Source organism: Bacteroides sp. 224, assembly GCF_010500995.1.
Taxonomy (GTDB): domain Bacteria; phylum Bacteroidota; class Bacteroidia; order Bacteroidales; family Bacteroidaceae; genus Bacteroides.
Genome location: NZ_QVMK01000021.1, coordinates 1 through 14920, shown reverse-complemented (window position 1 = coordinate 14920; position 14920 = coordinate 1). Strand labels below are relative to the sequence as shown.

Annotated in this window: 8 protein-coding genes and 2 pseudogenes; 4 read left to right on the top strand and 6 right to left on the bottom strand. The window is 41.4% G+C overall.

The annotated features are described in order from the left end of the window. Positions 1 to 21 precede the first annotated feature (21 nt). From D0T60_RS11045 to D0T60_RS11030, 4 genes are all read left to right on the top strand, one after another. Positions 22 to 870 (top strand): RteC domain-containing protein, encoded by an 849-nt coding sequence (locus D0T60_RS11045; RefSeq protein WP_163176180.1) that lies wholly within the window; start codon positions 22 to 24, stop codon positions 868 to 870. A gap of 339 nt (positions 871 to 1209) precedes the next feature. Then, positions 1210 to 1569: a helix-turn-helix domain-containing protein gene (locus D0T60_RS11040; RefSeq protein ID WP_129733340.1), complete on the top strand. Its 360-nt coding sequence runs from the start codon at positions 1210 to 1212 to the stop codon at positions 1567 to 1569. Next, positions 1532 to 3571: an AAA family ATPase gene (locus tag D0T60_RS11035; RefSeq protein ID WP_163176179.1), complete on the top strand. Its 2040-nt coding sequence runs from the start codon at positions 1532 to 1534 to the stop codon at positions 3569 to 3571. Before D0T60_RS11040 ends, D0T60_RS11035 begins: the two co-directional genes overlap by 38 nt. 12 nt (positions 3572 to 3583) lie before the next feature. Beyond that, the gene (locus D0T60_RS11030; RefSeq protein ID WP_129733338.1) at positions 3584 to 3892 is read left to right on the top strand and encodes a helix-turn-helix domain-containing protein; all 309 of its coding nucleotides are present in this window, start codon (positions 3584 to 3586) and stop codon (positions 3890 to 3892) included. Between the two features lie 86 nt (positions 3893 to 3978). Here the strand turns inward: D0T60_RS11030 and D0T60_RS11025 are convergent. The 6 genes and pseudogenes from D0T60_RS11025 to D0T60_RS11000 form a co-directional block, all read right to left on the bottom strand. Continuing rightward, a pseudogene (locus D0T60_RS11025) lies at positions 3979 to 6642 on the bottom strand (helicase-related protein); the annotation flags it as partial. 115 nt (positions 6643 to 6757) lie between these two features. Continuing rightward, on the bottom strand, positions 6758 to 8563 hold the full coding sequence (locus tag D0T60_RS11020; RefSeq protein WP_163218240.1) for a reverse transcriptase/maturase family protein: 1806 nt from the start codon (positions 8561 to 8563) through the stop codon (positions 6758 to 6760). 561 nt (positions 8564 to 9124) lie between these two features. After that, positions 9125 to 12178, bottom strand: a pseudogene (locus D0T60_RS11015) (N-6 DNA methylase); the annotation flags it as partial. Next, positions 12165 to 12611: a DUF1896 family protein gene (locus D0T60_RS11010; RefSeq protein WP_129733336.1), complete on the bottom strand. Its 447-nt coding sequence runs from the start codon at positions 12609 to 12611 to the stop codon at positions 12165 to 12167. The gene D0T60_RS11010 and the pseudogene D0T60_RS11015, both read right to left, overlap by 14 nt. Positions 12612 to 12771: 160 nt before the next feature. After that, entirely contained in the window at positions 12772 to 13098 is a 327-nt protein-coding gene (locus D0T60_RS11005) for a hypothetical protein (RefSeq protein WP_129733335.1), read from the bottom strand. Continuing rightward, the coding region (locus D0T60_RS11000) for a type IA DNA topoisomerase (protein ID WP_239059544.1) at positions 13098 to 14920 on the bottom strand (1823 nt) is incomplete at its 5' end. The genes D0T60_RS11005 and D0T60_RS11000, both read right to left, overlap by 1 nt.

Genomic DNA, 14920 nt, shown 5'->3' with positions numbered 1-14920 from the left:
TTGTACCTAAAATATAGCCTTATGAATAAACACGTCAATACTATAATCGAAAAAGTGAATGATCAGCTTGAAGCTATTGAACTGGAAGAAGAAGCCTCTTTAAGAAAAGCTAAAAAAGCAGTTTTGTTGCTAAAAGGAATTATGCAACAGCTAAAGATGAAACTGAACGATTATAAGTTCAAAAGTGATGATGAAGAAATATGTTTTTTTAAAGAGTACAAACCCCAACTTTTCAGCAAATTAATCTATTACTCGGAGATTTATAAGATAGAAACTAATCGACCGACTGGAAGTGATACGGCACAGAAAAATTATATAATAAGGGAATTAGACAGGATAAAAGATTATTTTGATAAAAACTTAGATTTCTACCAGTATTACAGGACAGAGAAGACTCATCTTGACCGTTATTATTTTCTTCGGGTAGAGCCGAATATTGAACTTAATGTAGATTGCTTCTACTTTGAAAGGGATAATAATTTTTCTACCAGTTTTGATTACAAAGTTTCTAAAATATTAGCCAATGAGATGCTCCGTATTTATCTCAATGCTGAATTAAATAAACTGGAAAAACATCCTGAAAACGAAATGGATAACTCTAAATTTCCCCGTATAAAACATACTTGGACAGGAACTAAAACAGAACTTGTCGAACTGATTTATGCTATATATGCAAAAGGAAGCATAAATTATGGAAACATTGATATTAAAGAGTTGATAGATTATTTCTGTAATGTTTTCAATACCGATGCCGGAGAGTTTTACCGCATCTATTTGAATATCAGAAACCGGAAAGAAAGCCGGACTTTATATCTTGATTCATTGCGAGATAGCCTTAACAAAAAAATGGATGATGACGATAACAGGTAAAATGTCAGGTGGTCAATAAAAAAACAGCAGAAGTAATTATAAAAATCAATTCATTATCAATAAGTTATGAGAAAATCAATATAAAGATGATATAAAGTTTATCTTAACGGATTTTCCCTCTTTTAGCCCTGAAAAACTATCATTTTCAGGGCTTTTTTACGTCTTTTTCTTCCAAAAATACCCAATGTAAAGATTCTCACTTTACATTCCTAAAAAAACAAAACTAAAACATTCTGATTATTAGATATTTAGAATGAAATTTCAAAAATAGTTATAGCAACTTGTCATTCTACGTTTTTGCAACTTCCGAACTTTGCATCAATTCAATAAGTAGCAATTATGGATGTCATTACAATAGAATCACAGGCATACAAAGAATTAGTTTCCAAAATTAATGCCATAGCGAAATTCGTGATAGATCATCAGGATGATGATACTACCAACCCGGACGAAATGTGGGTGGACAGTTACGAAGTTTGCACCTTTCTCAAAATCAGCGAACGAACACTTCAACGTTTGCGAAGTAACCGGATGATTTCTTATTCCATTATCTCCGGCAAATCATATTATACCATTGCTGAAATAAAACGGATGCTTACTGAGAAAAGAATCCGCAGCACCGATGAATGTATGAATGACCTTATAAATAATCATAAACTCCATGCTCAACAAAGACGAATTATTAAGACGGACGAATAACGGTTTGGACGTATTCAAACACTATATCCCAGTCCAATGGAAAACAGGACGTAATTTCCTTAATCCTTTGTATGAAGACCGTAAAGCATCGTGCAATGTATATTTTGACCGTCGTAATGGCGTTTATAAAATTAAGGATTTCGGCAATGACGATTACAGTGGCGATTGCTTTTTCTTCGTTGGAAGATTGAACGGTTTGGATTGTAGCAATGGAGCTGATTTTGTCGAAATATTAAAGACAATAAACAGGGATATGGCATTAGGACTGGGTGATTCCGATTACTCTCATACTCCGCAGCCAATCACATCGAACAAACAACAGCCTACGCCTGAACTACCCAAAAACAAACCGTATAATATCATTCAACAAAAATTCACTCAAAAAGAACTGGATTTTTGGAAGCAATCAGGTATTACGCCCGAAATATTGAAATACTACAAAACAGTTTCCCTGAAAGAATTTAGAAGCGAAAATAAAGACAATAAACCATTCTACTATACTTCATCAGAAAATGAGCCTATTTTCGGATATATGAGTAAACGGTATGTGAAGATTTACCGTCCGTTTTCGGAAGTCCGTTTTTTATATGGTGGTAATATCGGGGAGAATTACTGTTTCGGACTGGAGCAATTACCCGCCAAAGGAGATACGCTGTTTATCACCGGCGGAGAAAAAGACGTGATGACACTTGCCGCTCATGGATTCCACGCTATCTGCTTTAATAGTGAAACCTCTATAATCCCGACAGGGATCATCTACAAACTGACATTCCGGTTTAAACATATTGTACTGCTCTATGATGCAGATAAAACAGGAACAGATAGTGCGGTGAAGCATGAAAAGGCATTGTCCGAATATGGTGTTAAACGTCTTGTACTCCCACTTTCGGGAGAAAAAAAGGACAAAGATATTACCGACTATTTCAGTAAGGGTAATAGCCGGAAAGAGTTCCGACAATTATTTCTCGATTTTCTTGATAACCTATATAATGAAACAATGACCATGCTGAAATCATGCGAAATTGATTTTAACAATCCTCCGGCAAAAGCAGAAGAAGTTATATCTGCCGGCGACGTACCACTGGGCACACAGGGTAACATACTTTGTATTACTGGCGGTGAAGGCACAGGAAAAAGCAACTATGTTGCTGCCCTGATTGCAGGTTCGATAAGAAACGACAATCGTCCCATTGATACGTTAGGCGTTGATGTACGGGATAATTCCGACCATAAAGCGGTTTTGCTCTATGATACGGAACAATCGGAAGTACAGCTTTTCAAAAATGTATCAAATCTTTTAAAGCGTGCTAAACTGGAAGAAAAACCGGAAGAACTACGGGCTTTTTCTCTTACGGGAATGTCCCGAAAAGAACGGTTACAAGCTATTGTTCAGAGTATGGATAAGTACCATTACGAATATGAGGGCATTCGCTTAGTTGTCATTGACGGGATAGCAGATTTAGTGTCATCGGCAAATGACGAAGTTGAAAGCATCAGGATTATGGATGAACTATACAGGTTGGCAGGAATATACCGTACCTGTATTATATGTGTGCTTCATTATGTACCCAATGGCTTGAAATTGCGTGGGCATCTTGGTTCGGAATTACAACGCAAAGCTGCTGCAATCCTTAGTATAGAACTTGACAGCGATCCGTCAATATCAGTGGTGAAGGCGCTCAAAGTAAGGGACGGCAGTCCTCTCGACGTTCCTTTAATGCAGTTTTCGTGGGATAAAGAATTAGGTATGCACATATATATCGGAGAAAAACCACGAGAGGAAAAAGAAAAAAGGAAAGAGAAAGAACTGGCGACAGTTGCCCGTGAGATATTCGATTCACAAAGGCATCTGACCTATATAGACCTATGCGACCGCATACAGCAGATAATGGATGTAAAGGAACGTACCGCCAAAAGCTATATTAAATATATGCGAGAGAAAGATATAATTATAAAAGATCCGTCCAATCAAAACTACTTTATGATAGGGCATATCATCTAAAAACGAAATACTATGTATATAGATAGAGAAAATTTTGAAGCATGGATGGAGCGTATCATGGATCGCTTCGACAAAATAGATAAAATACTTGATAAAATGAGTAAACGTAGGAATATGTTAGATGGAGAAATTTTGCTTGATAATCAGGATTTGTGCATGTTGCTTAATGTAAGTAAACGCACCCTGCAACGCTATCGTAGTACCGGAGAACTGCCTTTTCAGACAGTTTATCATAAGACATACTACAAAGAAAGTGATGTTCATATTTTCATCAGGGAAAACTTTAACAAGAAAAGGGGCAACAATAAGAAAAACCCGTGAGGGCATTACTATTTCCATATTTATAGTTTTTATGAATTTATATTCAAAAGCCCGTACCGTCGTGATGACAGGCACGGGCTTTATTTTTACAGTTTGAAATTTTTAGAAGAATCCTTTTTATCCACTTTCGGCGGACTACCACCCACCGATGCAATAACAAGCCTATCGCCCATTATTTCTTTAACTCCCTGCAAAGTATTTGGCAATGGTGCATCCCGAACAGTCGATGTTTCGGTCTTGCCTTGCGACTGGTTCTGATTGGTAGTAGAAACAGTCTTATCAGGTACAGTTTCCGCTTGTCCTTCAGTTTCACTGATTGGAGTAAGTGAGAGCTGAATTTCCCTATCCAACTTTATTAACTCGTCTTTCAGGGTTTTCAGTTCCGGTTCCTTACGCCAAGTACCTTCGACTACTTCTTTCAGTACAGGTATATCCTTTTGCAACTTCTCATTATCCGCTTGATACTTCTCCAAAAGTTTAGGCATGGTATCGAGTGCATTCAGGAAATTTTGTGCTGCGGTCTTCGGATCAGTAGCCATTACCCCGTGATTATAATTGTAGAGAATATTGCCCTCTCCCTTAATAAAGAAACGATTTTGTATAACATCGAAGCCATCTTTATTAGTGGTTTCAGATTTTACCATTAAATCAAAACCGTAAAGTGTACCAATTTTCTCATGCGCTCCATGTGTGCGGGCTTTGTCGGCTATTTCATTTAGCTTCAGCCCGACTTCTTTTGGGTTACTGCCCTGTAATCCGTCTAACTGAACAGGATTCAGGCGGGTAATACCGTCCGGCTGATGCTGAACACGGGTGTTAAACGCTTCAATATCTTTGGATATACGGCTAATAAACCCGTTGTTTTGCTCTACATTGGATATAATATCCTCCAATTTGTAACGTGATGATGACTTGCCACGCATGAATGCCTGTCGTTCGGATTCCAAAGAAGCGATTTTCTTTTCCAATCGTGCTTTCTCCAGTAATTCGGTATTGCCGGAAAGAATTGCCACATATTCAGAGAAGTTCATACCGCCTTTTTCGTCCATACTTCCCTCGTCGATAGTACGGCTACCCAGTGAATTATTTTTCAACTGGCGAATGAAAAGCTGCTTGTTGTGAAGTAAACCGAACTTGTACGCATCTAACGATTTTTCCACAGCATAGATAAGTACATCTACTTTATTATCCGCATATAGCTTCGCAATTTCATTGCCCTTGCGAATGCCCCGACCGTCCCGCTGTTCCAAGTCTGACGGTCGCCAAGGCGCATCTAAATGGTGGATTGCAACGCATCGTTTCTGGGCGTTTACTCCGGTTCCCAACATTTCGGTAGAGCCGAACAATACACGGATTTTACCCTCGTTCATATCCTTAATCATGGTTTTACGAGCCTTATCCGTTTTGGCTTCCTGAATAAAGCGTATTTCGTGAGCCGGGATTCCATAGTCATCCACCAGTTTACGCTTTATCTCGGAGCATGGGTTCCATTCTCCGGGTTTGTAAGTGCCTAAATCGGAGAAAACGAACTGGGTTGCTTTGTGGTCTTTGAATTTTGTGTAGTAGTCTGATACCATTTTAGCCACATGGGAAGCCTTGTTGTCCACATGGTCGCCATATTTAACTGGATCAATCAGTCGCATATCGAGGGACATCTTTCGCGCGTAATCGGTAGCGATAAGCATTTTTGCTTTTTCTTCGCTTTCCGATAATGGCGCACGTCCTAATATTTCACCTTTACCTGTTTTGGCGAACTCTACCAACTTTTGTATAAACTCCTGTTGGTCGGGTGTTGGTGGAATATTATGCAGAATTTCATTCTTTACAGGGCGGTCGATACCAATATCCTCCGCAGAACGATAGTCTGTTATTTCGGCATAAAAAGCTGCCAATTCGGGTACTTTGATAAAATACCGAAAGCGTTCTTTTTGCACAATTTCATTCGTTACCGAAAATTCGTAGTCTATCGACTTTTTGGCGAAGATTGCCGCCCACGCATCGAATGTATTAATACCCTGTCGTTCCAGTTCGTTCGGCCGGAGATACTTGAAAAGCAAGTATAACTCTGTCAAACTGTTGGAAATGGTTGTGCCTGAAAGAAAAGTGGCTCCCAAATCTTTTCCCGTCCTGTCCTGAATGGTACGCAGGGCAAAAAGCATATTCAAGGCACGTTGTGAGCCTTCGGCATTACCCAGACCTGCAACCCTGTCGTGTCGGGTTGTAAAGGTCAGGTTCTTGAATCGGTGGCTCTCATCAACATACAAGTGGTCGATACCCATAAGACGGAAATCTACGGTGTCATCCTTGCGGTTCTCAATCTGGTAGGTTATATTTTCCAATTTGGCTTCAAGGTTTAATTGTCTTTTAACTAAACCTTTTTCCATAGCACGGGAAATCTCCTTTCCTTGTGCCCGTAACACTTCCAGATTTTCTTCTACGCTATCAAGTTCCGCCTGTAATATCCGTTGCTGAATTTCGGGTGACTGGGGTATCATACCAAACTGTTCGTGTGTTAAAATGATTGCATCCCAGTTGTTATTCTTCATTTCGTTGAAAATCTTCGCCCGTTTAGCAGGGGTGAAATCTTCTTTACCCGGATACAACACTTTTGCATTGGGGTAAGCCGTACAGAAAGTTTGGGCTATTTCATGAACATTGGCTTTGAGCGCCATAATGAGCGGTTTATTTACCAATCCCAAACGTTTTTTCTCGTAGGCGCTTACACACATTATCAGGGTTTTACCGCCCCCACAGGCTAAGCACATCGCGCCTTGCCGTCCTTTCGGACGGTAGGTTTCAATATGCTCGCCACCGAACCGTACGTACACGTCTCCATGTATACGGCTCTCCATTGATATATTCAGTCTATTTCTTGTTTCCATGAATTTTGCTATAACAGTTGTAACAAACAGCTATTGTTTTCCTCTTTCGGGCAATCATAAAACGTTCCCATTCCTGTTTGCCTTCCAGATTTTTGAGTTTACGGACATGAAACATTTTCAAATTGTCCGTTGCTCCGCAATATTCACATTCGCGTGCCTTAAGCCGAGCCATTAGGCTTGTACTTTGGGTTGCGCGATAACTGGGCAGATTGTCCGCAAAGTCCAATCTTGCATGCTTTTGTTGCCTGAACCCACCATGATATAAAGTACGCTCTTTTATTTTGCCTTTGTTATCCTCATACTGCACACGGAATATTTTATCACGAGTATATTTGTTGATAATCTTCCGTACAGTTGATTCATACTTTGACGAAAACGTCTTGTACATACTTTCTTTCATGTGGTAGTAGAAACTGTTAAGAATGTTGCAGTTGTTGGCAAGACAATAATAATTATAGATTCCTCTTATCTCCGAGTTGTATCGGTTCAGGATTTCGAGGTCATCATTATTTCTAAGGAAAGGTCGGGATGTGGACTGCCATTTCTCTTTTCCGTTCTCAACTATGATTTTTATTGCACCATAGTCAAGCAGTTTCTTTCTCATTACCTCCATAGGTAAGAGAAGTACTGTCCTGTGGTTAAGAGAGCGGCGAGTGACACCTCTGTTATCCTTTCTTGTCTTCTCACTTCTGCGGATTGTAACTTCATAACCCAAGAACTTCGCTTTGTCGCTTGAATTGGTGATTAATGTTTTTTCATCCGAAAGTTCAAGATTCAGTGTGTCAGACAGGTAGTTTTTAATATCTTCCTTTGCTTTCACACAATCGTCTTTACTTCCGATTACACCAATCAGAAAATCATCGGCATAACGAACGTATCTCATACGTCTGAAATTTTCGTCCATGTCCAGAGTTGCAGGAAGTTGATGCATTTCATTGTGGAGCCTGTTAATCTCCTGCCGTAATGCTTCTTTCTTCTGCTCATCTGTTTCATTCTTTAGTTTCTTTACCCGTTTGTCTTTTCGAGATTGAATCCTTTTGTATTCTGGATTTACTCTCCGTTTACCGCCTTTATTGAAAGCCAAAATATATTCCTGCATATGCTTATCCAGTTTATCCAGATAAATATTTGCCAGAATCGGACTGACAACGCCTCCTTGCGGTGCTCCGCTAAAAGTGTTGTGAAATCGCCATTTCTCCATGTATCCTGCGTTCAAAAATTTACGAATCAGACGTAAGAACCGTTGGTCAGAGATGCGTTCCGAAAGAATATCTATCATAACATCGTGATCGATGTTGTCGAAGAATCCTTTGATGTCGCCCTCAATAAACCAACGAGTTCCGTCAAATCCCTCATGAATGGAAGCCAATGCAGTGTGGCAACTGCGGTGCGGTCTGAATCCGTGGGAACATTTTTCAAAATGCCCTTCATAGATGGATTCAAGAACCATTCTTACGACTTCATGTACAAGTTTGTCGTCAGAGGCGGGAATGCCTAATGGACGTTTCTTGCCATTCTTTTTAGGAATGTAAACTCTTTTTGCAGGATAAGGTTGATAGCTTTCATCTTTCAACTTGTTAATGATGTTTTGTATGCGTTCCACGCTCATCCCACTTATGGACTGACCGTCTGTGCCTTTCGTGCAACTGCCCTCATTGGAAGCAATATTCTGATAAGCCAACGCATACAGGTTCTCATTGAACAACAGCCGATAAAGCCGTTCAAACTTGTAATTCAGGTCTGAGCTATGCCCAGCCAGACTGTTTAATACATTTTCTGAATCTCTCATAATGTCTCACACATTTTTCGTTAAACGTATTAAAAACACCAACTGTCTCCCTTCGCCATGTACAAGGCTTTCCCTTGCTCGGACTACTACGGAGACTCTGTTACCATATAGGATATTCAGAGACAAGCCCCATAGCCTTTCGGCATTCCTACTTAGGTAATCCCCATTTAGACATATAGTAACATAGCGCGATAGATTGTCGGATGCGATTTTCGCCCTTTTCCACTTATTGTGGCTGACCTGCAATCGGTTTTCGGCTCTCGTACTCGAAGTCGGAAAGTAGAAGTATTGCAGCCCGACGTTCGTAACTATCTTACGTCGGGGTTTACCAACTAACATCTTGGGCTGTCGTTCAAACAGTATAGTCTTCATCCTCATATCTATCATTTCATTTAGACATTCAGTAGCAGTATGATAGTTAACTGACTTATGCCGTTTCCAACATGCGACACTCCCCACCGCCTTTCGACTAAGTGGATAAGTTGGCTAATGACGGGCGTTGAAAACCCTTGCCCGGTAACTTGCTAATGTTACATTTACTATATGCCCTTATGGGCGCAGGACTTCGTGGTCGATAATACCCCCGCCATTGAGTTTATCCATCCAAATTGCATCCTTTTGGCTATTGTATAGGTCGGGAATACCCAAGCCTTTCAGATCCAGTCCCGGAAACTCTTGGTGGCTTCCGTCATACTCCGGACGGACGAAACAATTAAATGTACGGTTGTATTTATCTGCCAGTCGGTCTTTGAACTCCGGTGATTGTTCGTTAAGCCATTCAACGAAACCGTTCCGTATCTCGTCAATCTTGGAATTGGCGAGTTGAATAGATTCGGAATCACGTACCTTGACCTCTTTTATTTCCCCGTCAATCAACTTATTGACTTTCTTTGTTATATCAGGAGAGGTATTATGCAAGGCGTGTTTCATCAGGGCGATACCGTCGAAAGTCCGGCTTGTTGCCTTAACAGCGTACTGATCCCATATCTTGATATTTTTGCTGTCGGCTTTGAGCGTGTATTCATCACGGCTTTGAGCATAATGCACCGATACATTCGTATCAAACAAATGTGAAGCGTATTTGCTGTAAATGCCCGACGGTATCCACCGTTCTCCGAAATTAAAATCCAAATCTTCGAATGCTATCGGACGGGGTATTGCTTCTTTCAGAGCCTTTAATGATTCTTTTGCCGCTTCATTGTCGGGGTGGTTTTCTATATACCGCTCTACGTGTTCCGCTTTGGAGATAACATTACCACTTATGAACTTGTCTTTAATTTCATAAGAGCCTATCATTGGATTGAAAAATACCTGCCCTTTGAGTTCCTCCAGTATTTCATCCGAAGTCCCCCCTGTAAGCCCTGCCATATATTCAAGGTTTACCGTTGCATGTTTATTGAGCGAAGCGGTCAGGGCTTCCCGTGCATTATCGGCATGGGTAATCTCATTGGGATTAAAGGCAACCGGTTGTTGAAATATATCTGCTTTGACGGCTTTACCGTCGATATACCGTTCCAGAGAAAGAATTTCCGTTCCTCCGGCATCCATTTTTATAAGACTAAGATTTTTCGCATCGTTTATATTTCCGAAACGGCGGGTAAAATCATCATACAGTCGGTTAAGCATTTCCCTTAATGCAGGATTGGCTTCCAACCTTGTTGCTTCGTTGCTGTACAGGTGGTGATAAGTGTCCCGTATTTCAATATAAAGGGATGCTTTCGCCTGCTGTGTTCCGGTGAGCTGAAGCGGATGGAACATCGGCTGAAATCCATTCAAATCACGCAAATAACCGATACGATTATTTTCGTCGGTAACAAGTGAGCCATCACGGTAATGGGACGGTATATCTTCCAATAGGAAAGGAACAGGTTTCATGCGTTCCTGCTGTTCCCGTTCGGCTTCCTCTTTCAGCCGTTCCAACTGTTCTTCCCGACGGGCATCGAATACGGGATAGGCCTCGGCGCTTTCCTGTTGTAGCTTTTCCCGTTGCTGCGCTGCATTATGCGCCATTTCTTCCCGCCAGTCCATAAACGGCAGTTCCTTTGACTTGCTTGCCTGTAATTTGAATTTTCTACCTCTCTTTTTGGGTTTGTTTACCTGACTGCGTTCCTCTTGGGTAAAGCCGAAAAGGTCATAGAGCGTTATTAATGGTTCCTGCGTTACGGACTGGGGTTTCGCCTCCGTAGTCGGCGCTTTTTTAATGGCAGGATCATCCATATCGAAAAGAGTACCTCTAAAAGTATTTGGAGCAGCCGGTTGTCTTTCTTCTGTTTCATTCTGCTTTTTTTCTTTAATTCCAAAATCTTCGGGTTGTGGCGGACGTTCGGCATACAGTTTTCTGTCCATTTCAGAAGCGTAATCACTTAATTCCTGAATATCCTGTTCGGTTATCTGATTGCTGTTATCCAATTTTGCAGATTGAGATTGTTGTGTTACCGACTGTGCCGGGTTTTCCTGTGCATAGTTTTGGTAACGCTGCAAATCCAAATGTTTTGAAAAATCATCTTTCAGCATTTGCCGCAAATCTGTGGCTATTCCCTCAATACCGCCTTCATGGGTAAAAACAATAGCAGGTTTGCCGTATGGATCGGTGTCGATTTTGGAACGGGTTTGTACTACTCTGTTGAAATCACGGAACAGGTTATTAATAGATATGCCGTTAGATAATTTGCGGGATTCGATAAAATCCTGCTGTCGTTGGCTTGGAACTATATTTTTATTATTCCGTTGTAATACAATCAGGTCGCTGCCGACATCAGTTCCGGCATGGTCGGAAAAGAGGTTGTTCGGCAAACGGATAGCTGAAACAACATCGCAAGAGTTCATCAGGTATTCCCGTATCGGTTTGTTTTGTTCCGAATTGAGTACGCCCTGACTGGTAATAAAGGCGATTAACCCGCCTTCTCTGGCCGACATGACACTTTTTACAAAAAAGTAGTTGTGTATCGCCTGTGTCGATTGTTTGACGGCGGGTATTTCATGGTTGGACAGTAGCGGATCGAATACCGAAACATCTCCAAAAGGGATATTAGATGCAATCACATCAAAATGCTGTGAATAGCGTCCTTCCATTTTTTCGTAACCTTCAATCCGTACCTTATCATCAGGATAAAGGTGCGATAGAATTTTACCTGTTAGCAGGTCTTTTTCAAAACTGGTTACGTTAGCTTCAGGTGCAATATCTTTGAAAGAAGAAATAAACGCACCTGTTCCGGCACTGGGTTCTAAAAAGCGTGTCGGAGTTATACCGCTATCCTTTAGTGCATCCGCTAACACATCAATAACAGGCTTCGGCGTATAAAATGCCGTAAGGATAGAACTTTTCAGGGAACTGACATAGCGTTTGTAAACTTCCGGTGTGGGAGAACTTTCACGGAGTACCTCGTGGAGTTCTTGCACCAACGGGAAAAGCTCGACTTCGGATTTAGACCACCGCTCAATATCTTCGGGTTTGTCGGCAGGGTTAAGGATTGCCTTAATCCCTCCAAAGCCTGAATATTTTGCGAGTATTTCCCGTTCTTCGGGTGTTGCCTTTTTTTGTTCCTTGTCGAGCCTTAACGCTAACTTTATTGCGTCAATATTCTGACGCAAATGAGTTCGCTTATTGTAACTCATTTTCGAGCAGTATCAGGATCGTGCCGACAAGCTCTGTATAAAGCGACTGGTACTCTGTCGTTTCGGCATAATCATCACTAAGGTTGTATTTAGCAAATACCGCCTGACATTCGGGCATTAGTTCTTTTGCCTTTGCCTGGGCACCACCCGGAGAAACTTCGTCGAAAAACTCGTTCCAAAGTATTTCAACTACTATATTATAAGGTGAAAAGTGTAAGCCTTTGAATAAGGCTTCGTTTGCAATTTCGGCAGCTTGAATATGGTCTAAACCGCTTTTTACGGCTTCGCTGTACGCTTCGGCTGCCATATCCCCACGTCCGGCAATAAATGAAAGGTCATTTGCTTTGTCGGGGTGGGAATCACGTAAATAAGAAAGTAGATTGAGCCGGAAGTATGACATTTCCGCAGGCTCTAAATTTGAATTGTATTTCATAACTATGAATTTTTTAGTGGAAAACTATTGATACGGATAAGCAAAAGGCACCGGGGTATCCCTCCCCAGTGCCACCACTAAAAAATTCAATAGGATAGATTTAATAATTTCTCATTAAAACCTGTGCCATATGAACTTCTTAGTGGCAAAGATAGCTGTTTTATTCCAATTTATACAAGTCAGAACAGTACAGGACTGAGCGATTTACATTGTGAATAACATTGATGACCTTAATTTCCTTACCGATACACGTAGTTAGCGAATTAATATTATCAAGCATATTTAATTCGCAGTCATCAAGCGATTTCGCCCATTCTATAAAGAACTCTTCCAATGAAATAAATTCTCCGATTCTTGGAATAGTAGGATATGGAAAATCATGACTTTTACAATAATCAATAAAAGAATATAGCATTTTAGTCGGCTTATCCAGATTTGCATTTCTCGTCAATGCCTGTCCTAAATTTAATAACAAACTTATTTTCATTACTTTTTCCTCTTTTTGGAATTATCAAATTGGAATATCGTTTTATACTCTGCATCAAAAGCTACGGCAGCATCAAAAGGCTTATTTTCTTTACTCTTAAAGCCTTTGATAGTACCTGTCTTGCCTTTGGTAAGCAGGTCTTTCAGTTGTCCGTCCGTCAGGTCTTTTCCTGATTTATTCCGGAATACTGTCAGTCCGCAAGCCTCATTGTTACATTTTGCAACCTTTTGGAATATTACTACCTGACCGTTTTTACATTTCGGACATGGACAGCTCTCTCTTGTATTGCCGCCTTCGATTTTCTTCTCCAGTAATTCGGTGGTAATCTGTGCGGCATATACTTCGATACTTCTATGAAAGGTATCGGCATCCATTTCTCCCGTTGCTATTTTATTCAATGCGCTTTCCCATGCTCCGGTCATAGCTACGTCCGCTATTTTTTTATCACGGATAGCCAGATAGACTACCAATCCTTTATTGGTAGGAACAAGGGATTTTTTTTCACGCTGAATATATTCACGGGAGAAAAGCGTTTCGATAATAGCGGCACGGGTGGCAGGTGTTCCGATACCCGATTCTTTGAGCGCTTCCCGTTCCGTTTCGTCGGTAAGGTCTTTACCACAGGTTTCCATAGAAGATAATAAACTACTTTCCGTATGTAATGGGCGGGGCTTGGTTTGTTTCTCCAGTAAGTCCGTTCCGTTAATGGGAAGTACATCCCCATCGGACAGGGATGGAAGTGCCGGAGCATCGTCTTCGCCTTTTTCTTCATCAGGTGCGTTCAATACGGCACGCCAACCGGGAATAAGGATAATGCTACCTTTGACTGAAAAAGCAATGCCCGAAGCATCCAAAGAAACGCTTGTGTTTTCTTTGGTGCATTTGCCGGAAAAGGCTTCCAACATTCGGGCAGCAATCATATCGTATATGATACGTTGGTCGGCTGAAATATCTTTCGGCATATTTTCGGTGATAATCAGAGCATGGTGGTCTGTTACTTTCTTATCATTTACAGAACGCCTGTTCAGGCTTGCCCCTGACATTATTTTTGCATAGTTGCCGAATGGAGCGTAACCGGATAACTGACCTATAAGGGCGGGTATCTCGGCAAAAACATCATCGGAAATATAACGGCTGCCCGTTCTTGGATAGGAAATAAGTTTCGCTTCGTAAAGCGACTGGGCTACCGACAGGGTTTTATCTGCTGAAAAACTATGGCGGCTGTTCGCTTCTTTCTGCAAAGTAGTCAAATCGTAGAGCAATGGCGGTTCCTGATTGGCTTCTTTCTTTTCTACGCTTATCACGTTTACGGATTCGGCGGATCGGACACGGTTTAAGATGTCGTCTGCCTCCTGCTTTGTGTTGTACCGTTCTGTGGAAATAGCGGCGAACTGGGTTGCATCTTTTGCCGTATGCAATTTTACCTGAAAATAGGTTTGCGGTTTGAAATCTTTGTTTTCCAGATAACGGCTGCATATCATGGCGAGTGTAGGTGTTTGCACCCGTCCCAATGACCATACGCCGTGCCCGGCTGATATTGACAGGGCTTGTGAAGCGTTTATCCCGACAACCCAATCGGCTTGGCTCCGGGCTTTTGCCGAACGATACAGGTTGTCGTACTCTTTTCCCGGACGTAGGTTCTCCAATCCTTTGCGGATAGCCTGATCCGTGAGAGAGCTTATCCAAAGACGGTCGAAAGGGCGGGAACACTCCAGATAATTATATATAGTAGGCTCGGCACCCGGCGCCTTGCCGCCTTGCGACGGTAGGTTTCCGGGAGCCTGCCCCCGAACCGTACGTACAAGTCTCCTCGTATACGGCT